The sequence below is a fragment of the Flavitalea flava genome (genome assembly GCF_054461575.1).
The window spans coordinates 1-17,235 of sequence record NZ_JBTLQH010000038.1 but is presented as its reverse complement, the minus strand read 5'-3'; the positions used below and the strand labels follow the sequence as shown (position 1 = coordinate 17,235).

Sequence of the window (17,235 nt, the reverse complement as noted above, 5' to 3'; positions counted from 1 at the left end):
GGGAAAGGCAAATGCTGTGAAAATTCAGGTGGGTCTCAAGAATAACTTGTGGAAGATCTGAAAATCCTGCAAGGTTAATCAGAAAATCATCCTTCATCCTGTGAATAATCTGAAAATCCTGTTGGGGATACGCAGCAAATCCTTTTTGGGATAATCCGAAAATAATTCTTGAAACAAAAAAATGGATTAAACCAGTTGAGGCGGCTGCCAGATGGGAAGGGCCATTTTTTGTACCCTGAAAGATAAATGTGAATAATAATTCGGAAGTGCGCCCTGGTCAGTGATGGAGACGGCTTGTATACCATCATTAATGGAAAAAGTAGCGCAACAGGAGCATTGACAAAAAGGAGGACAGGTATCGGTATCTTTATGATCTTGGTTCCGAAGGGGGCGCTTGGAAATTTCGCTACGGGTTTTCCCATCTGGAACCGACAAAAAGTCGTCGCCGCAAGGCATACAACTTAAGGTCAGCAGGAGAAAAGCCATAAAAAATCCAAAACGCTTCATTACACGAAGGTAAGCCCTATCAGGACAATAAAAGAAAAAGTCCTCAAAAATGACAATGTCGTTGCATTTTTGAGGACTTTTTTGGAAGGTATTTTGATGAACATAAGCCGTATTTCAGGTTATTTCATCCTTGTTTTTGCCGATTTCTTTTAGCTATCTCCTCGTCTTCCCTTTCCATTTCTTTCAATTCCTTGCCTTGTTGAACATAGCCAATGATTAATAATACCAATAACATATTTAGGAAGATGGTGAACAAAATCGCTGATGTTGTGTCCATGGTTGCCATTTTACAATTTTTCAATTTGTTTTTTTATACTATTGACCAATCTTTGCCTAAATAAGGTTAAAACAACCACCATAAGTGCTCCATTGAATATCCAACCATATCTGAATCCAATTTCCTTTGTATCACTAGCAAAATACAAAGCAGCCATCCCCGAAACAACAGGCAAATAAAAAGAATTCAAAAATCTTAAATTCTCTTTGTAATATTCTATCCTTTGTTTTACCTGTTCCGCACTGGGTCCTTCTTCACGTGTCATAACCTTTATTATTAGGGTCCGAAAATTTCGCCTCAATAGCAATAGCAAGGTACAAAGTTTATGAACCGAACAAATTTTTATTTTCCACATATGTAATAAAATAGGGTGTGCATGGACTTATGTAGTATGTTACAATTTTGTGAAGTAAAAAAGTCTTACGGTAACCGTCAGGTTTTATCCATTCCTCCCCTGGAACTGGACAAAGGCATATTGTTATTCGTTCTGCCGCTTAAAATGTGCGATTTTCTGAAGTTGACACTCGTAATCTTCGGAATAGTGTATTTCAGTGTGCTGGCGGGGGCCTTGTTCTTATTGTCCGGTTTTTTTTAATTGTGGCGGGTATCCTTTTTTTTGGGGAACTATTACCGTTACGAATCTTAAGATTGATTTGATCCGAAAAAAACAAAAATTAATGGATGAACCAATTATCGGATGAACTAAATAAAAGATGAATCAAATGGAGCAGGATGTTGGAGAAAAATCAGAAAAAACAGGAGGATATGGAAGGTAGAGGGGTATGTGATCTGGACCAGATATGGAGATCTTATTTCCTTTTCAGGACAGCCAGGTCGGAAAAATCGGGGCGAAAAACAGGAATAACTACATTTTCTTTGGAAAAAACTTCTGAGTCCAGAAGGTTGATCTTTACTTTCTGACCTTTATTCGATTTGATCGTAACTACTTTCTCCATACGATCTCTGTGCAGACCCAGGCATTGAATCGTTACAAAATATTTTCCCGCACGAATGGCAGGAATAGTAATGTTGCCATCCTGATCCATATAAAAAATCTGGTAGATCACCCCGGCACCGGTATGATCGCAGCGGTCGAAAATAAGTAAAACCGAATCTTTGTGGGCAAGATTGGAAACATGATTATTGAATTTGAACTGTACACCACCCAGACGGGACATCTTCTGGGCCAATGCTGCTTTGGGTTCCTTTTCTGCACGGACAATTGCCGAGAGAAGAAGAAAGGCGAGGAAAAGAGTAAATCGTTGTTTCAAGGGGTGGGTGGTTTGATTTATTATTAAGAATCAAGCCCCATGCCATTTCCTAAACAATTTAAAAACAACAATTTAGAAAAAAAAGTATTGACCGGCCGTCCCGATGAAAGAGTGTGCTCTCGAATGTAGAATAAATATATTTGTTTTAGTGCATCCTATACCAAATCATGAAATTAAATTTTATCATTTACTAATTGATTATCAATATCTTACGGGGTATTATTCCTATTTATCATTAGGTGGCTCTTTCTTTGTCTCAACCCAGGGTGATCCAAATTGATAAGGTGTCTTTAGCGCAGAATATTCTCGATCTCTTTTAAATCGCCTTCGCTGAACCAGGTATTGTTAAGACACATCAGAGAATCGGCCAACTGGGCAGGTTTGCTTGCTCCAATCAGCACAGAAGTCACCCGTTTGTCTTTTAATAACCAGGCAAGAGCCATTTGAGCCAGCGTCATATCCCTTTTAATAGCCATTTCATTCAACTGGCGTATTTTGCCCACTTTTTCTTCGGTGACCTGGTTTTCCTGAAGGAATCCCTCCGGTTTGGCTGCCCTGGAATCAGCAGGTATACCTTTCAGATATTTATTGGTTAACAATCCCTGCGCCAGCGGGGAAAATGGGATACAGCCAACACCTTCTTTTTCGAGAAGATCCAAAAGCCCTTCCTCTTCTACCCAACGTTCGAACATGGAGTATTTCGGTTGATGAATGAGGCAAGGAGTGCCCAACCCGCGAAGAATCTGAATAGCTTTGGCTGCTTCGGCGGGGTGATAATTCGATAATCCAACATATAGAGCCTTTCCCTGTCTCACGATCAGGTCCAATGCAGACATGGTTTCCTCGAGGGGAGTATCCGGATCCGGGCGGTGATGATAGAATATATCTACGTAATCCAGTCCCATTCGTTTGAGACTTTGATCAAGACTGGATACCAGGTATTTTTTCGATCCCCATTCCCCGTAAGGCCCCTCCCACATATAGTAACCGGCTTTCGTAGAAATGATCAATTGATCGCGGTATGCATGAAAATCATCCTTCAGTATTCTTCCGAAATTTTCTTCTGCTGATCCGGGGGGAGGCCCATAATTATTCGCCAGATCGAAATGGGTGATCCCTGAGTCAAAAGCGAGATGCAGGATATTCCGGCAATTTTCCAGTACGTCCACATGCCCGAAATTATGCCAGAGACCAAGGGATATGGCAGGTAATTGAAGACCGCTTTTACCGCAACGACGGTATTGCATGGATTGATAACGCGCAGGGCTGGGTGTATAACTCATGTCTGAAATGATTGAAGATCAAAAATAACTAACTTTATCCTTTCAACCCACCCTTTATGCAATCCGGTAAGATCCTTTTCCGAATCAGATGCCTGCTCGTCTTTTTTATGGTAGTTCTGGCGCTAAGCGGCATTACTGCATTCCCCGTCTATACAGAATTGAAATGGTTGCTGGACTCAGGGATTACTCCTTCCGCTACGCCCATCGGTGATTGGCTGGAAAAGGTATGGCTGGGGGTTAAAGATGCACAGGAAAGGCATCCTTTTATTTTCTATGGATTTGACTGGCTGGCTTTTGCTCATTTGGTCATTGCCCTTTTGTTCGTTGGCCCCTATAGGGATCCGGTGTATCGCGACATAGGGCTCTTAGAAAAAATAACCCTATGTCGCAATACGGCTAATAATGGCCTTCGGCTAGTGGACCTGTGGTCCACTAAGAACAAATGGGTAATAGAATGGGCCATGCTGGCTTGTATTGCGATCCTTCCCCTGGCCATGATCGCCGGGCCAATCCGGTCCATTCCCTGGATCCATATCTTCATCGATTGTTCATTCGGGATTATTGGTATTATTCCCCTGGGAATTATTCGTCACTGGATACTTCAACTGGAGGCAAGAAACCAATTGGGGACAAAAAACCTTTTAGAAAGTCAACTGGAAATCAAAAGCCAACCTATCCCATGAATCTTCAAAAGGCATTGGAAAAAGAGCATACCAAAGAACAATGTGACAGGATCGTTAATTTTATTGGTGCGGATAAGGATCGGTTTGCAGAATTAATGAAATTGTTTTTCGAAGGAGAGTATCGTATCAATCAGCGGGCAGCCTGGCCAATGAGTTATTGTGTACGGCTGCATCCGGAACTGATCTTACCTTACTTTTCGCCATTGCTTAAAAACCTGAAAAAAAAGAACGTACATCCGGCCGTTGTCCGTAATACCCTGCGTTTGTTGCAGGATGTAAAAATTCCGAAAAAGTTTCATGGCCAGGTAATGAGTGTTTGTTTCGATCTTATTCCAAATCCGGAAACTCCGATTGCTATCAAGGCCTTCGGGTTAACCGTCCTGCAAAACCTTTCCGGTGAATATCCTGAAATTCTCACCGAATTAAAACTGATCATCGAGGACCAATGGGATCAGGCTACTCCCGCATTCCGGTCAAGGGCAAAAAAAATCCTTAAGGGCTGTGATAACCCTTAAGGATCCGGTAAAAGATTTAGTAGAGCAGCCTTGTCTTTATTGTTTGTTTGACCTCTTTCAGTAATTGCAGAGCCTGGTTGGACAAACGTTTGTCAATATCAAGGACCACATAGCCAATCTCATCATTCGTCTTCAGGTATTGCGCCAGGATATTGATATTATGTTTGGAAAGGGTCGTATTTATCTCAGAAAGTACACCCGGCACATTTTTATGGATATGCAGGATACGATGAGTTGCTTCCTGTGGGGGAAGGCTCAGCTCAGGTACGGTATGCGAACCGATACTCATCCCCTTTTCCAGGTATTGGAAAAGTTTGTTGCTCACATCAAAACCTATATTTTCCTGGGCTTCTTCGGTAGAACCTCCGATATGCGGGGTCAGGATCACATTGGACAAGTTTTGAAGGGGCGTTTCAAAACGATCTCCATTCTTTTCAGGCTCCCAGGGATATACGTCTACTGCTGCTCCGGAAATTCCACCCTCTTGTATGGATTTTGCCAGTCCTTCCAGGTCGACTACCTCGCCCCTGGCATAATTCAGGAGAATAGAACCTTTTTTGAACTGTTTAAGGACAGTTTTGCTGATCAGGTTTTTGGTCTGAGCCGTATCCGGAACATGCAGGGTGATGATATCTGCCTGACTTACCACTTCTTTAAGCGTTTTTTTGGCAATGGCATTGCCTAAAGGCAATTTGGTCACGGTATCATAAAAGATCACTTTCATACCCAAAGACTCAGCCAAAATGCTGACCTGAGTCCCTATACTGCCATAACCTATGATTCCCAATGTTTTACCTCGTAATTCGTAGCTTCCTTTGGCTTCTTTTAGCCATATTCCGGAATGTGCGGCTTTATTTTTGTCCGGGATACGCCGGATGAGTAAAATCGAAAGACCGATTACTAATTCAGCAACGGATCTGGTATTTGAATAAGGAGCGTTAAATACGGCTATTCCCAGATTGGTGGCAGCTTTTAGATCAACCTGGTTAACCCCGATACAAAAGCAACCAATCGTTTGCAATTTTTTGGCTGCTTCCAGTACTTTGGGAGTTATCTGGGTTTTGGAACGTATACCCAGTATATGAACATCTTTTATTTCCTGGATCAATTGCTCTTCAGATAAGGCTCCGCCCAGCTTTCTTACGGAGCCATAACCTGACTCTTTAAAAAATTTAACGGCCGTATCGCTGATATTTTCTAAAAAAAGTATGTTAATTTTTTCTTTGGGATAACTCGTCGTTTTTTTATCTGCCATAATTTTACCCATCTTTTTACGTTACTTTCCGAAATGGTAGTGCAAATTAACACCGGATTATTTTAATTTTGCCGTTTTCTAACCCAAAAAAGTTATTCCTGTTGAAAGTTATTGGTTATTTACTAGTATCCGGAACCCTGTTAGCGTCTTGTGGCCAGGCTGCTCCGAAAGTACAAATAGAGCAGAAGATAGATACGATTGCGCCTTCCAGGGATTCTCTCCCCGGTCTTACGGGGCCGGAAATCCAGCATTATTCAAATATCGCAGGTCATTTCTTTGATTCTATGCTTGCAGGGCGCTTCAATGGCAGTGTCCTGGTGGCTAAAAAGGGAGTGATCGTATATGAGCGATATAAGGGATTCAGATCCCCTGCTAAAAAGAAAGATTCGTTAAATTTTCATACGGCTTTCCATCTTGCCTCAGTCTCCAAGACTTTTACCGCCATGGGTACTTTGAAACTTTGGCAGGAAGGTAAGCTGGATATCCATGATCCGGTGGCGAAATACCTGCCGGGTTTCCCTTTCGAAGGGCTCACTGTTCAAATGTTGTTAAATCACCGGAGCGGATTGCGCAATTACGTTCATTTTATGAACGCCAAAAACTGGAATATCCGAAAATTCCTTAGTAATAATGATGTTCTGGCTTATATTATCGCTCATCCGAAAGAAGTGCAGGGAGGTCAGCCCGGAAGACATTTTGAATATTCCAATACCAATTACGCGCTGCTGGCCCTGATCATCGAAAAAGCCTCCGGTCTCTCCTATTCCGACTATCTGAACAAGACCTTTTTCCAGCCCTTAAAAATGGAGGATTCCTATGTATTCAACCAGGGAGATACGGCAACCGCCATGCAATCCTATTATCTGACCGGCCGTCCCTTCCGGATGGAATTCCTTGACCTGGTATATGGAGATAAGAATGTATTCAGTACGGTCCGGGATATGTATAAATGGGATCAGGCGCTTAGATCCGGTCAATTATTTACCAAAGGAGTATTGGACAGCGCATATGCTCCCTACAGCTTTGAAAAACCGGGCAAACGTAATTACGGGTTAGGATGGCGGATGCTGTTAATTCCCAACGGGAAAAAGCTGATCTATCATAATGGCTGGTGGCATGGTAATCGCACTGTTTTTATAAGGATGCTGGATGAGGATGCTACCATTATCGCCTTTAGTAACAACGATTACAAATTAGTGTATTCGGCCAAAAAACTTTGTGACCTGTTCGGCGATTACCGGCAAGGCAATGAAAGTTTCGAAGAAGGCGAAGCGGCCGATCTGAGTGGAAAAGGCGGAGAGCCGAAGGAAGTAAAAAAAGAGGCGCCGAAACCCGTAAAAAAAGCAAGAAAACACCATAAAAAGAAGAGATAAGCCGGTAGAGGAATTCCAGGAACAGATTCGTCCCATAAAAATCAATCTAGATTGATGAAATAAAGTAAATTCCGTTATGGAAATATTTTCATCTGAACAGATACGTGCATGGGATGAGTATACGATCCGGCAGGAGCCGGTTAATTCCATAGATCTGATGGAACGTGCAGCCCGGAGCTGTTTGTCCTGGCTTGAAAATAAGTCTTATCTGGACCGGCCCTTTTCCATCTATTGTGGAAAAGGTAATAATGGCGGTGACGGACTTGCCTTAGCCCGGATTTTGGCGGAACTGGATTGCCAGGTAGTCGTTTATATCCTGGAATTCGGGCACAAGGGTACAGATGATTTCCAGATCAATTTGGCCCGTCTTCATCAAACCCGGGTGGAAATCCGTTTTATTCAGGGCGCACAAGATCCGGCTAATTTTCACCCCATCCTTCCTGGCGAACTCCTTATAGATGCCTTATTAGGCTCCGGACTTAACCGGAAATTGGAAGGAGTAACCGCTCAATTGGTAGAACATCTCAATCAATCTGGTAACGAGATCATATCCATCGATATCCCCAGCGGTCTTTTTGTAAGCAAAAGTTCCAAGGGTAATCCAGCTATCCACGCAGCGCATACGCTCAGCTTTCAATGTTTCAAACCAGCCTTCCTGGTTGCCGAGAATGAAGTCTATACCGGCCAGGTGCATATATTGGATATAGGACTGTCAGAGGGTTACCTGGAGGAGGCGGTCAGTGAACAGACCCTGGTCGACTTACCTATTATCCAGGCCATTTTCCGGCCCAGAAAAAATTCAGCGCATAAAGGAAATTTTGGTCATTCCTTATTGATTGCGGGCAGTTATGGGAAAATAGGTGCTGCTGTTTTGGCTGGAAGAGCCTGTCTTCGAAGTGGAACAGGATTGATGACCGTTCATGTTCCCACTTGTGGTTATGAAATCCTTCAAACATCCCTACCTGAGGCAATGATACAGACAGATCCGGATGAACGGATCCTAACAAAGGTTGAGGGAGACCTTTCTGTTTATTCCGTGATCGGAATTGGCCCCGGCATTGGGACGGATGCACGTTCAAAAGGAGTAGTTGCCGACCTTTTAACAAGCTATAAAAAACCGATGGTACTGGACGCCGATACATTGAATATCCTGTCTTCAGATCCTTCGTTGCTGACCCTTCTGCCTCCAAATTCCATCCTCACTCCCCACCCCAAAGAATTTGAACGTTTGTTTGGTGCTTCAGCCAATGATTTTGCCCGGTTGGAACTGGCGTCCTCCAAAGCAAAGGAGCTCCAATGTGTGATCTTGCTGAAAGGACACTATACCTATATCGCCATGCCCGGAGGCCGGGCTTATTTTAATTCCACCGGTAATCCGGGAATGGCCAAAGGAGGCAGCGGAGACGCATTGACGGGCATCCTTACGGCACTTCTTTCACAGGGCTATTCCCCCGGCGAAGCGGCATTGTTGGGAGCCTATCTGCATGGAATAGCCGGGGATCTGGCAGCTGCTGTTTATTCACAGGAAAGTATGCTCCCCTCCGATCTGATTGAACATTTGGGAAAAGCTTTTCTTTCTCTTTATCCTGACGAGAGTAATTCAATTTTGTCAACATACTGAAGGGTCTTATTTTTGTTTGCCGGTAACATATTTCGGGATGTAGCGCAGCCCGGTAGCGCACTACGTTCGGGACGTAGGGGTCGCAAGTTCGAATCTTGTCATCCCGACAGAACAAGAAGCTCGCAGCGAAAGCTGCGGGTTTTGTTTTTTCGGCAGCAGGGAAAGCTTGCTTTCCTAAGCGGACGAAGAAACAAAACCGTACAGACGAAGTCGGTACGAGGCTTCTTGGGTAAAACCAAGGTACAAGATAACCGGAGGGCGTAGCCCGGAGGTAATCTTGTCATCCCGACGCATAAATGGAGCCTCTGGCGAAAGCCAGGGGCTTTTGTATTTTACAACGGTGCGAACTTGTTCGCAAAAGCGGAAAAAGGGAAAAGCTTTGCCGCGGTAAAGCGGCGAGGCTCTATTTGTTCAGCTCCTCTTTTGAAGATCACCAGAGGCCAATAGGCAGGGGCTAATCTTATCGTCCCGATAGATTAGGGTCTGAAAAGGACAAACAGCCGTAAAACGCAGTGTTTACAGGCTGTTTCATTTGAAATTCGACCATTGAACTTTGTTCAAACAATGTCTTCTAAACTATTTTTCTTTCATTTAGAAAGCAAAAAGCAATACGATAGATTTTTCCACCAAGTCCTTATGTAAAATTAAGATTAATTTCATCCATATAAAAATGACAAAAATGAAACTACTTATTTTAATTGTACCCCATTTTTTGATTATTATGGCCCTTGGTCAAAAAAGTGAACATCATCTTCCTGTATTTCATGCCTTTCTTTTTGCTAATACCAACGATGTTGCCATTGGAGTAGCCTGTCGGGAAGATTTGTCCAATATAACGCGTCAGGTAGGTGTAATTTGCACCGCCACAGGATACAGATTGGATCAGCAAACTTTCGATGGGTTTAACTTTGATACTAGTAACATTAATAAGGTCCTGCAAAATTCGACTATAAACGACAGTGATGTCATTTTCCTATATTTTTGCAGCCATGGTGGACGTACAAAGGCCGACACAGGAGATTTCCCTAATATACTATTCCCAGGAAGAGATCAATATGTGAGCTCTGAAAATATTCATACCCGCTTTAAAAATAAATTTCATCCTAAATTACTAGTTACATTTATTAATGCATGTGATAGCCTCATGCCTGTAGAGCAGAGTCAAATAGTGTACTTTAAGGAAGCCTATAAACATGAATTTCCAAAGACATTACGCATGAATCAAGTGAATTTCTATAAAAAACTCTGGAAATACAGTAATGGAGATATTATAATGACTAGCTCGCAAAAAGGAGCAACTTCCCTGGGGACATCAGATGGGAGTATTTTTACAAATGAATTCATTAGAGTATCTGAGCAGTTTTCAAATATGCATGGCGGCATGGAAGTAACTCCAACAACCTGGAACAATTTTTTTAATTACCTGCAGCGCTCTACAAAGGCAAAAGCAGCGTGGACAAGTTATACATACTGGCACGATACAACTAGCCGTTTTCCAGTTTGGAAAAATTCTACCACCTCTCCCGATAAGTACAATTTTGATGATGACGGATATCCTGAAGTGCATATTTATATTGACCACATAATTTCTGAAACCGATAAAGGGTCAGTTATGGGGAATATTGGATTTAAGAAGTTAAGTATTGGTGTAACTAGCATTAATGGTTTTCCTGACCTACTTGCACCTAAGGTAAAAGCTGTTACTTTCTATATTAAAGACCCAGAAAACAATTCTGAAACAATAATACAAGGATCGAAAGAGAATGCTTTTAAAGTAACATATCAAAGTAAAAAAGAAATATTAGTATATGCTGTTGTTAAGTTTTTGGACGGACAGGAGTCTGACATAGTTACTATTGAATAGATTTATGGCGCCATGCACTCCCATTTATATTTTCCCCCAGAGGCATTATCCGTTACATTCCTTACCCATACAATTCCCAAACCTCCTCATCTATCAGCCTTTAGAGCGCCTGTACCATATATAGCTCCTCTAGGATCCGGGCCATCCCATTCCCTTTAGATTATATGGCATCTTCACAAACAAGTGAGTGGATATCACCCCCTCAGGTCTGCAGGGCAATAAGCAGCCAGTGGGCAAAACCAACGTCTTTTTAGCGAGGTTTGCGTACTGTTCAACCGCAACTATTGCGTATCCCTCCGGCTAAGTACGTCCTTTTTAAGCCCTCTGGTTAGGCTAGATTAGCTGCCAAAATTCATCATGAGGAAAAGCAAGAGAAAGTCGCCTGGAAGTTCCGCGGCAAGGCAGCTATTTTCAGACTATTTCAGGAGCAGGTTCAAAGTGGTCAAACTATAAAATCTTTTTGCACTGCGCATGGCGTTGCGGAAGGTACCTTTCATAACTGGAAACATAAGTACGGCGCTGGCGGAGAAACCCAGTCGACCACGGGTTTTGCAACGCTTCAAATCATACCGGAGCCTGGTTTATTTGCGGTGGTCAGCGGCATAAAGATCTATCAGCCGGTAAGTGCTGCTTACCTTAAAGAGTTGCTGTCATGGGCAGTCTAATCATGCTGAGCGATCACCGGGCCTATCATCTTTACCGCAAAGAGACCGATATGCGCAAAGGGTTTAACCTGCTTTGCGGTATCGTCCTCAATGAATTGGGACGACACGTTACGCAGGATGATGCGTTTATCTTCATCAACAAGCCACGCACAAACCTGAAGATGCTGGTCTATGAGCAGGGCGGCTTTACCATCTTCTACCGGCGGCTGGAGAAAGGCGCTTTTGAAGTGCCGGCTTTTGATCTGGATGCTAAGAGCATGCAAATAAGCGCCAATCAACTGTATTTTATTTTGCAGGGTGTCTCGCTGCAAACGGTCAAGGATTGTAAGAAATATCAACATAAATCAGGTAAATAGTTGAAAACTAAACTTGTGTAGATGCGAAAGCTGCGAGTTTTGCTTTTTCAGAGCATAAAGGAGCGCAGCGAACTTTACGAACGAGAAAGAGTGTGTCGAAGCAGCTCCGACGAAGTTCTAACTTGTTCTCCAATGCGGATGAAGAAGCAAAACTGAACCGACGAAGTCGGGACGGGGCTTCTTGTATAAAACACAGGGCTACAAGATCACCAAGTTGTCGCGGAAGCGGCACGGTAAAGATTAAAATCTGCAATGAGGTTTTAACTTCTTCTGCCAGTTCCTCGTCAGGCACTACATCTTCTTTATACGCATTAAATTTAGTTCCATTCATCAACCAAAATTACATCAGCCTGCCGCGGGAAAACTTTGGTGGTTAATACGCGGTGTACCTCTTCGTCTCCGTCGGCACAGCAATCGGCTAATACGGTTAAGCGGTAATCTTTATCAGCTGCTTCGCGCAGGGTTGATAATACTACTCCACTTGTCGCAATGCCGCTAAGTACCAAATGCTGAATGTTTTTAGCACGCAGCAGCACTTCCAAATCGCTGCCGGTAAATGCGCTTACACGGCGTTTAACTACAATTAATTCGTTCTCTTGCGGCAAAATCGATGGATCGACTTTTAAAAAATCTTCCATATTGGCACTGCCGAAACGCTCCTTAACGACTGCGAGGTTCTTGTTATTCACGCTTCCTTCGGGCCAACCCGGCCTGAAACCTACTACGATATAGATAACTGGAATATTATTGCTTCGTGCATTGTCTAAAGCCCTGGCAACACTTGCCTTAATTCTTGTTGAATCAGGCAGCATACCCAATATGGAGGTTTGCATGTCCATTACTAAAAGCGCTGTGTTTTGCGTGTTTTGTTCCATTTGTTTTGATACTTTTAATATTTAGTTTCTGATAAGCAAACTGCCTAAGGGGAGCATCCCAAAATAACCCATAGCCACATAGCCTATTACCCAGCCTTCATGTTTGGGTCTGAATTAATTTGCAACAGTGTAATAATAATTGTGGATTGCGGCTTCATACCAAAATCAAGGCGCAAATGCTATTGCCTACAAAGATGTGGCAAACAAACCATATCGCCCGTGACGATCGTCACAATCGGAACCGCTATTGCACCTTTCCGCGAATGCGGCTTAAAGTTTCGCGCGCTACACCCAAGTATGATGCCATCTGCGAAAGCGGAATACGCTGAATAAGCCTGGGATTATTTTTTTCAATGTAACGATAGCGCTCCGTTGGGGTGTATATTTTGAACAAGTCACTATGCTTTTCAGAGGCTAAAAGCATGCTGATGGCCAGCTGATGCACAAAACGCATCAGTTGCGGGTTGCCGCTAAACCTGGTAACCATCATATCCAGGTTAAAAATCCATACCGAAGCATCCTCACCGGCTTCGATGGTAAGCTCAGACGGTATCCTGTTTCTTAAGCTTTTCAGGTTCGAGGCAAACTCACCCTCAAAGGTAAAATTCATGTTGATTACGGAATCATCCATATTATAATAGGTACGCAGGTAGCCATCATCCACCAGATAAAACGAGCGGCAAATGTCTCCATCTTTCAGCAGCGTATCGCCTTTTTTTAGGTTCCGATGTACCGAACAGCTCATCAGCAAAGCAATATCCTCACCTGATAATTCTATTACATGCTTAATACTGTCATAAAGTATCTGCTCGTTCATTGGTTGGGAATTTGGATATTGGCCAGTAGTTCGTAATTTTTTTTCACGGCTTTCTTTTTATAGAATTCCTTATGAGATATGTTCATTATAGTTCGCTTCCTATTTTTTCCTTCAATTGGTATAAATATAAACCTAATTCAAGTTGTAAACTGGAATGGACTAAAATTTAGAGGGCGTAGCCCGGAGGTAATCTTGGGTTTGAATATATATTAGCTATCCATCTGCACCAATGTGCCTTCAGTTTCTCCTAAATTCCTCCCCCATTTGGCCACAGCATTTAATGCTGGTATAATTGTCTTACCAAAGTCAGTAAGCGAATATTCAACTTTTACCGGAGGCTTCAGGCCGTAAACTTTTCGGTTTATAAGCCCGGCCTTCTCCAACGATTTTAATTGGATACTTAACATTTTTTCGGTTATATCGGGAATCCGTTTTTTTAGTTCGACAAATCGAAGCGTTTCGTTTTTTAGGTACCAGAGTACCACACTTTTCCACTTTCCTCCAATGTACTCCATCGTAATATCCATTGCGCAATGATATATTTTACCATTCAGTTGAAAAGCTAAATTTTCACCCTTAATTATCATAAGAAGATATTTTGGCTGTCAAAATTGACAGCTATTGCAAAGATAGAAAACTATAAATAAGTTTGCAACTGTAAAAAGTATAGTTAAATAAAATAAAGCAAATTATGAGATCATCTGTGCATACTTATACCTCTCAGGAACCTATGATGAAGGTAAATGCTTATATTGTAGAAACACCTGATGAACTTGTTGTTGTCGACACTACGCTGACCATGAGTGATAGCAAAGCCCTAAAACAAAAGGCCGACAGCATAGGCAAACCAATTTCAGGCATTATTCTTACACATGGACACCCGGACCATATTGCTGGTACTTTCAATGTTTCACCAAAAGGGGATATACCCATTTATTCTTTGCCTTCAGTGAAAAAATTGATGGAAGAGACAGAAGAAGCCAAGCACAAGCAATGGTCAGGCTTGTTTGGCCAGGAATGGATTCCAAAATGGGTCTATCCGAATCAGATGGTTAAAGATGGCGACTCTGTTACCATTGCAGGATTACATTTTACTGTAATGGATATTGGTTCCGGTGGTGATTGCGACGCTAATTCAATTTGGCTTTTGGAAGATGAAAATAAAGCAGCTTTCATAGGAGATTTTATTTACAGCAATAACCACACATATATGAATGACGGTAGCATTCTCCGCTGGTTGGCCAACCTTGAAAGATATTCACCTCTTTTGAAAGATTTCAGTACCTACTTTGTAGGCCATGGCCCATCCTGCAATTTCTCCGCCATTGCAGAACAGAAGGAATATTTTCTTACCTATTGTTCCAATGTTTTGATAGCAACAAATGGAACGGGTATTTTCACTGATGAGACGAAGAAAGCTTTTGAACGAAGGATGCTCACACTATTTCCAGGGTATGGTTGCCAGTTCATGGTATCCCTTTCGGCAGACCGCGTAGGCAAAGAATTGATAAGCTCCGCTACTCATTTGTAATAATTATAGAAAACAAACATGAAAAAAATAGCAGTATTTGGAACCGGGATGGTAGGCAATACGATTGGAAAGAAGCTAATTGAATTGGGATATCGGGTAATGATGGGCAGTCGGAAAGCCAACAACGAAAAGGCTTTTTCCTGGGTGTCAAATAATGGGGAAAACGCTTCTTCAGGCTCCTTTTCCGATGCAGCCAAATTTGGTGAGATAATTTTCAACTGCACCAAAGGAGATAGTTCGCTTGAAGTGATGAAGCAGGCGGGTGGTTCTAATTTATCCGGGAAAATTTTAATTGATGTCAGCAATCCACTGGATTTTTCAAATGGTATGCCCCCGACATTAATACCCTCTTTAATAAATACCAACTCATTAGGAGAAGAAATACAAAAGCTTCTGCCTGATACTGAAGTCGTAAAAACTTTGAATATCGTAAACTGTGAAGTAATGGTTAATGCTGCGAAATGCGGGGGGGATGCTACCATGTTTGTAGCAGGAAATAACGCCGGCGCTAAAATTAAAGTTGAAGGGATCTTGCGACAATTTGGTTGGGAAGATATCATTGACCTGGGTGATATAAAACACTCCCGTAGTACCGAGATGTTGATGCCGGTATGGTTAAGCACGTATATGACTATCAGGAACGGTTATTTCGCATTTAAAATAGTGCGCCGTAGGTAGCCGTGCTATTTCTGGTCAAAAAAAGGTAAAATGTATTTTATCATTATATCAAAGGGTAGTTTTGATTTTGAAGAATTGTAGCTATTACCAGCAAATGTTACAACCAAGTGTAAATCTCGTATCACCATAATATACTGTCCTCCATTTCCAGAAGCAAAAACAATATTGTACTTAAATTTATCAGTTTTTATTTCTTCATTATACCATGTATAACCATAATAAGTAGGTTGCGGAATAGCTGTTTTATTTTTAGAGATCCTCACATTTGAAAAGTCTTCAATTTTTATAAGTCCTTTTGTCATTATTTTAATCCATTTTCCGGAAACAACTCTTCTATTATTAAAAACACCTTCATTTAAAACTAATTGTCCAATTTTGTTCATGTCTCTTGGAGAAATATAAAAAGAACCTGCTGTCGCTTCGTGACCAACAGGGTCTTTTGTCCACTTGTAATTGGTAATACCCAAGGGGTTGAAAAGATATTTATCTGCAAAATCCGAAACAGTCATGTGTGTAGCATGAGCAATTATTGCTCCTAATAGCATTGCATTAATTGACGTATAATCCCATTGAGTCCCTGGTTTGTTTTTTAATGGCAGGTCAAGACAAAATTTTATCCAGTCTTGCTTATTCTCCATTTCGTCTTCACAATCTTTGCTTCCATTCCATTCTTCGCAATCAAAACCAGATTTCATCTCAAGCAAATGTTCAATTGTCATGCTGTCTTTTAAAATATTCCAGTTTCTATATGGCTTATACTCTGGGAAAAAAGTATATACTTTTTCATCTACATTTTTAATAAACCCTTCGTCAATAGCAATACCAATCAATATCCCCGTAACTGACTTAAAAGCAGAACGGGAATCATGCAGACTGTCCTTGCTTAATCCATGAAAATAGTTTTCAAAAATAAGCTTGCCACTTTGGGTTATGGTAACTCCTTCAAGGTTAGGATATGAGCCATTGTTTACTGTAATCGTAATGCTATCTAAGAGATTTGCAGGAATTTGTTTTGCATTTACGCAAGAGCAAAATAATATTAGTAAACTTAGAGTTGTGAATAGTTTCATTAATTTTAGATTAATAACAAGCACTCTAACAACTAGCCTCTCATACTTTGCTTGATCCGTTCCAGGTGTTGCGCGCCCCAAGCGCTTAACTCACGAAGCACATCTTTCAACGTCCGGCTGTAGTCCGTTGCTTCATAGATGATCGACACTGGTGTAGTTGCGTACACATTGCGCTTGATGAACTCATTCAACTCCAAATCTTTCAGCTCTTTAGCCAGTATTTTAGGAGATATACCGCTGACTTCATTCAATATTTCATTAAACCGCTTCGGAGATTGTGTAAGACTCAGAATCAAGGGCAGTTTCCATTTACCGCCCAGGACATAGAGCGCATCAACTATGTTCTTAAGCGAACTGGCACATTCTTCTTTACCGGGAATTACCTTATCAGTGGTCGTTGTCATATCCAAAGGTAAGCACTTTCCTAAACGTAACTGCTTTCCTTTAGGTAACTACTATCCTTTCGATAGTTCTTGCAGCTAATTTTGCCTCGACCTTCTTACTTTTTAACATAAACAATCATTGTTGTCCGGATAAATCCGGGTTAAAATAGTCTGTATCCTTTTATTGAAGCGGGATACAGGTTAAAAATCG

The 17,235-nt window shown here is 41.8% G+C and carries 22 protein-coding genes and 1 tRNA gene; 11 read left to right on the top strand and 12 right to left on the bottom strand.

Going from position 1 to position 17,235, the window contains the following annotated elements; all coding sequences use genetic code 11:
- Positions 1-186: 186 nt before the first annotated feature.
- From ACX0G9_RS24650 to ACX0G9_RS24640, 3 genes are all read right to left on the bottom strand, one after another.
- On the bottom strand, positions 187-507 hold the full coding sequence (locus ACX0G9_RS24650) for a DUF6660 family protein (protein ID WP_459067632.1): 321 nt from the start codon (positions 505-507) through the stop codon (positions 187-189).
- Between the two features lie 124 nt (positions 508-631).
- Positions 632-784, bottom strand: coding sequence for a hypothetical protein (locus ACX0G9_RS24645; protein ID WP_459067631.1), 153 nt, complete (start codon positions 782-784; stop codon positions 632-634).
- 10 nt (positions 785-794) lie between these two features.
- Positions 795-1,049 (bottom strand): hypothetical protein, encoded by a 255-nt coding sequence (locus tag ACX0G9_RS24640; protein WP_459067630.1) that lies wholly within the window; start codon positions 1,047-1,049, stop codon positions 795-797.
- A gap of 111 nt (positions 1,050-1,160) precedes the next feature.
- Between ACX0G9_RS24640 and ACX0G9_RS24635 the strand changes: the two genes are divergently transcribed.
- The gene (locus ACX0G9_RS24635) at positions 1,161-1,379 is read left to right on the top strand and encodes a hypothetical protein (RefSeq protein ID WP_459067629.1); all 219 of its coding nucleotides are present in this window, start codon (positions 1,161-1,163) and stop codon (positions 1,377-1,379) included.
- Between the two features lie 214 nt (positions 1,380-1,593).
- Here ACX0G9_RS24635 and ACX0G9_RS24630 read toward each other — a convergent pair whose 3' ends face one another.
- Together ACX0G9_RS24630 and mgrA are read right to left on the bottom strand one after the other, a co-directional pair.
- The gene (locus ACX0G9_RS24630; protein ID WP_459067628.1) at positions 1,594-2,055 is read right to left on the bottom strand and encodes a peptidase associated/transthyretin-like domain-containing protein; all 462 of its coding nucleotides are present in this window, start codon (positions 2,053-2,055) and stop codon (positions 1,594-1,596) included.
- A gap of 290 nt (positions 2,056-2,345) precedes the next feature.
- The gene (gene mgrA, locus ACX0G9_RS24625; protein WP_459067627.1) at positions 2,346-3,338 is read right to left on the bottom strand and encodes an L-glyceraldehyde 3-phosphate reductase; all 993 of its coding nucleotides are present in this window, start codon (positions 3,336-3,338) and stop codon (positions 2,346-2,348) included.
- 56 nt (positions 3,339-3,394) lie between these two features.
- Here mgrA and ACX0G9_RS24620 point away from each other — a divergent pair, with 56 nt between their 5' ends.
- Positions 3,395-4,021: a hypothetical protein gene (locus ACX0G9_RS24620; protein WP_459067626.1), complete on the top strand. Its 627-nt coding sequence runs from the start codon at positions 3,395-3,397 to the stop codon at positions 4,019-4,021.
- On the top strand, positions 4,018-4,536 hold the full coding sequence (locus ACX0G9_RS24615; protein ID WP_459067625.1) for a hypothetical protein: 519 nt from the start codon (positions 4,018-4,020) through the stop codon (positions 4,534-4,536). The genes ACX0G9_RS24620 and ACX0G9_RS24615 overlap by 4 nt, the downstream gene beginning before the upstream one ends.
- Positions 4,537-4,552: 16 nt before the next feature.
- Here the strand turns inward: ACX0G9_RS24615 and serA are convergent, their stop codons facing one another.
- Positions 4,553-5,791, bottom strand: a complete 1,239-nt coding sequence (gene serA / locus ACX0G9_RS24610; RefSeq protein ID WP_459067624.1) for a phosphoglycerate dehydrogenase — start codon at positions 5,789-5,791, stop codon at positions 4,553-4,555.
- A gap of 101 nt (positions 5,792-5,892) precedes the next feature.
- Here serA and ACX0G9_RS24605 point away from each other — a divergent pair, with 101 nt between their 5' ends.
- From ACX0G9_RS24605 to tnpB, 6 genes are all read left to right on the top strand, one after another.
- Positions 5,893-7,164 carry a serine hydrolase domain-containing protein gene (locus tag ACX0G9_RS24605; protein ID WP_459067623.1) on the top strand — a complete coding sequence of 424 codons (1,272 nt, stop codon included), beginning with the start codon at positions 5,893-5,895 and terminating at the stop codon, positions 7,162-7,164.
- Positions 7,165-7,240: 76 nt separating this feature from the next.
- Complete coding sequence (locus tag ACX0G9_RS24600) at positions 7,241-8,785, top strand: NAD(P)H-hydrate dehydratase (RefSeq protein WP_459067622.1); 1,545 nt, start codon at positions 7,241-7,243, stop codon at positions 8,783-8,785.
- Positions 8,786-8,818: 33 nt separating this feature from the next.
- Positions 8,819-8,892: transfer RNA gene (locus ACX0G9_RS24595), tRNA-Pro, on the top strand.
- A gap of 572 nt (positions 8,893-9,464) precedes the next feature.
- On the top strand, positions 9,465-10,649 hold the full coding sequence (locus ACX0G9_RS24590) for a caspase family protein (protein ID WP_459067621.1): 1,185 nt from the start codon (positions 9,465-9,467) through the stop codon (positions 10,647-10,649).
- A gap of 350 nt (positions 10,650-10,999) precedes the next feature.
- Entirely contained in the window at positions 11,000-11,314 is a 315-nt protein-coding gene (gene tnpA, locus ACX0G9_RS24585; RefSeq protein WP_459067661.1) for an IS66 family insertion sequence element accessory protein TnpA, read from the top strand.
- Positions 11,302-11,670 (top strand): IS66 family insertion sequence element accessory protein TnpB, encoded by a 369-nt coding sequence (gene tnpB, locus ACX0G9_RS24580; protein ID WP_459067620.1) that lies wholly within the window; start codon positions 11,302-11,304, stop codon positions 11,668-11,670. Before tnpA ends, tnpB begins: the two co-directional genes overlap by 13 nt.
- Positions 11,671-11,677: 7 nt before the next feature.
- Here the strand turns inward: tnpB and ACX0G9_RS24575 are convergent, their stop codons facing one another.
- From ACX0G9_RS24575 to ACX0G9_RS24560, 4 genes are all read right to left on the bottom strand, one after another.
- A complete protein-coding gene (locus ACX0G9_RS24575) occupies positions 11,678-12,001 on the bottom strand; it encodes a hypothetical protein (RefSeq protein ID WP_459067619.1) in 324 nt (107 codons plus the stop codon).
- On the bottom strand, positions 11,988-12,545 hold the full coding sequence (locus ACX0G9_RS24570) for a cysteine hydrolase family protein (RefSeq protein WP_459067618.1): 558 nt from the start codon (positions 12,543-12,545) through the stop codon (positions 11,988-11,990). The genes ACX0G9_RS24575 and ACX0G9_RS24570 overlap by 14 nt, the downstream gene beginning before the upstream one ends.
- A gap of 244 nt (positions 12,546-12,789) precedes the next feature.
- Positions 12,790-13,362 (bottom strand): Crp/Fnr family transcriptional regulator, encoded by a 573-nt coding sequence (locus ACX0G9_RS24565; protein ID WP_459067617.1) that lies wholly within the window; start codon positions 13,360-13,362, stop codon positions 12,790-12,792.
- 209 nt (positions 13,363-13,571) lie between these two features.
- Positions 13,572-13,949 (bottom strand): winged helix-turn-helix transcriptional regulator, encoded by a 378-nt coding sequence (locus ACX0G9_RS24560; RefSeq protein WP_459067616.1) that lies wholly within the window; start codon positions 13,947-13,949, stop codon positions 13,572-13,574.
- 104 nt (positions 13,950-14,053) lie between these two features.
- On the opposite strand from ACX0G9_RS24560, the gene ACX0G9_RS24555 reads away from it, so the two are divergent.
- Positions 14,054-14,893 carry an Ivy family c-type lysozyme inhibitor gene (locus ACX0G9_RS24555; RefSeq protein WP_459067615.1) on the top strand — a complete coding sequence of 280 codons (840 nt, stop codon included), beginning with the start codon at positions 14,054-14,056 and terminating at the stop codon, positions 14,891-14,893.
- A gap of 18 nt (positions 14,894-14,911) precedes the next feature.
- Entirely contained in the window at positions 14,912-15,571 is a 660-nt protein-coding gene (locus ACX0G9_RS24550) for an NADPH-dependent F420 reductase (protein ID WP_459067614.1), read from the top strand.
- Between the two features lie 5 nt (positions 15,572-15,576).
- Here ACX0G9_RS24550 and ACX0G9_RS24545 read toward each other — a convergent pair whose 3' ends face one another.
- Together ACX0G9_RS24545 and ACX0G9_RS24540 are read right to left on the bottom strand one after the other, a co-directional pair.
- The gene (locus tag ACX0G9_RS24545; protein ID WP_459067613.1) at positions 15,577-16,641 is read right to left on the bottom strand and encodes a serine hydrolase domain-containing protein; all 1,065 of its coding nucleotides are present in this window, start codon (positions 16,639-16,641) and stop codon (positions 15,577-15,579) included.
- 32 nt (positions 16,642-16,673) lie between these two features.
- The gene (locus ACX0G9_RS24540) at positions 16,674-17,045 is read right to left on the bottom strand and encodes a winged helix-turn-helix transcriptional regulator (RefSeq protein WP_459067612.1); all 372 of its coding nucleotides are present in this window, start codon (positions 17,043-17,045) and stop codon (positions 16,674-16,676) included.
- Positions 17,046-17,235 lie beyond the last annotated feature (190 nt).

Excerpts from the sequence above, each read along its gene's own strand:
- ACX0G9_RS24650 (WP_459067632.1), bottom strand. The coding sequence starts at position 507 with ATGAAGCGTTTTGGATTTTTTATGGCTTTTCTCCTGCTGACCTTAAGT.
- ACX0G9_RS24645 (WP_459067631.1), bottom strand. The coding sequence starts at position 784 with ATGGACACAACATCAGCGATTTTGTTCACCATCTTCCTAAATATGTTA.
- ACX0G9_RS24640 (WP_459067630.1), bottom strand. The coding sequence starts at position 1,049 with ATGACACGTGAAGAAGGACCCAGTGCGGAACAGGTAAAACAAAGGATA.
- ACX0G9_RS24635 (WP_459067629.1), top strand. The coding sequence starts at position 1,161 with ATGGACTTATGTAGTATGTTACAATTTTGTGAAGTAAAAAAGTCTTAC.
- mgrA (WP_459067627.1), bottom strand. The coding sequence starts at position 3,338 with ATGAGTTATACACCCAGCCCTGCGCGTTATCAATCCATGCAATACCGT.
- ACX0G9_RS24620 (WP_459067626.1), top strand. The coding sequence starts at position 3,395 with ATGCAATCCGGTAAGATCCTTTTCCGAATCAGATGCCTGCTCGTCTTT.
- ACX0G9_RS24615 (WP_459067625.1), top strand. The coding sequence starts at position 4,018 with ATGAATCTTCAAAAGGCATTGGAAAAAGAGCATACCAAAGAACAATGT.
- serA (WP_459067624.1), bottom strand. The coding sequence starts at position 5,791 with ATGGCAGATAAAAAAACGACGAGTTATCCCAAAGAAAAAATTAACATA.
- ACX0G9_RS24600 (WP_459067622.1), top strand. The coding sequence starts at position 7,241 with ATGGAAATATTTTCATCTGAACAGATACGTGCATGGGATGAGTATACG.
- ACX0G9_RS24590 (WP_459067621.1), top strand. The coding sequence starts at position 9,465 with ATGAAACTACTTATTTTAATTGTACCCCATTTTTTGATTATTATGGCC.
- tnpB (WP_459067620.1), top strand. The coding sequence starts at position 11,302 with ATGGGCAGTCTAATCATGCTGAGCGATCACCGGGCCTATCATCTTTAC.
- ACX0G9_RS24575 (WP_459067619.1), bottom strand. The coding sequence starts at position 12,001 with ATGAATGGAACTAAATTTAATGCGTATAAAGAAGATGTAGTGCCTGAC.
- ACX0G9_RS24570 (WP_459067618.1), bottom strand. The coding sequence starts at position 12,545 with ATGGAACAAAACACGCAAAACACAGCGCTTTTAGTAATGGACATGCAA.
- ACX0G9_RS24565 (WP_459067617.1), bottom strand. The coding sequence starts at position 13,362 with ATGAACGAGCAGATACTTTATGACAGTATTAAGCATGTAATAGAATTA.
- ACX0G9_RS24560 (WP_459067616.1), bottom strand. The coding sequence starts at position 13,949 with ATGATAATTAAGGGTGAAAATTTAGCTTTTCAACTGAATGGTAAAATA.
- ACX0G9_RS24555 (WP_459067615.1), top strand. The coding sequence starts at position 14,054 with ATGAGATCATCTGTGCATACTTATACCTCTCAGGAACCTATGATGAAG.
- ACX0G9_RS24550 (WP_459067614.1), top strand. The coding sequence starts at position 14,912 with ATGAAAAAAATAGCAGTATTTGGAACCGGGATGGTAGGCAATACGATT.
- ACX0G9_RS24545 (WP_459067613.1), bottom strand. The coding sequence starts at position 16,641 with ATGAAACTATTCACAACTCTAAGTTTACTAATATTATTTTGCTCTTGC.
- ACX0G9_RS24540 (WP_459067612.1), bottom strand. The coding sequence starts at position 17,045 with ATGACAACGACCACTGATAAGGTAATTCCCGGTAAAGAAGAATGTGCC.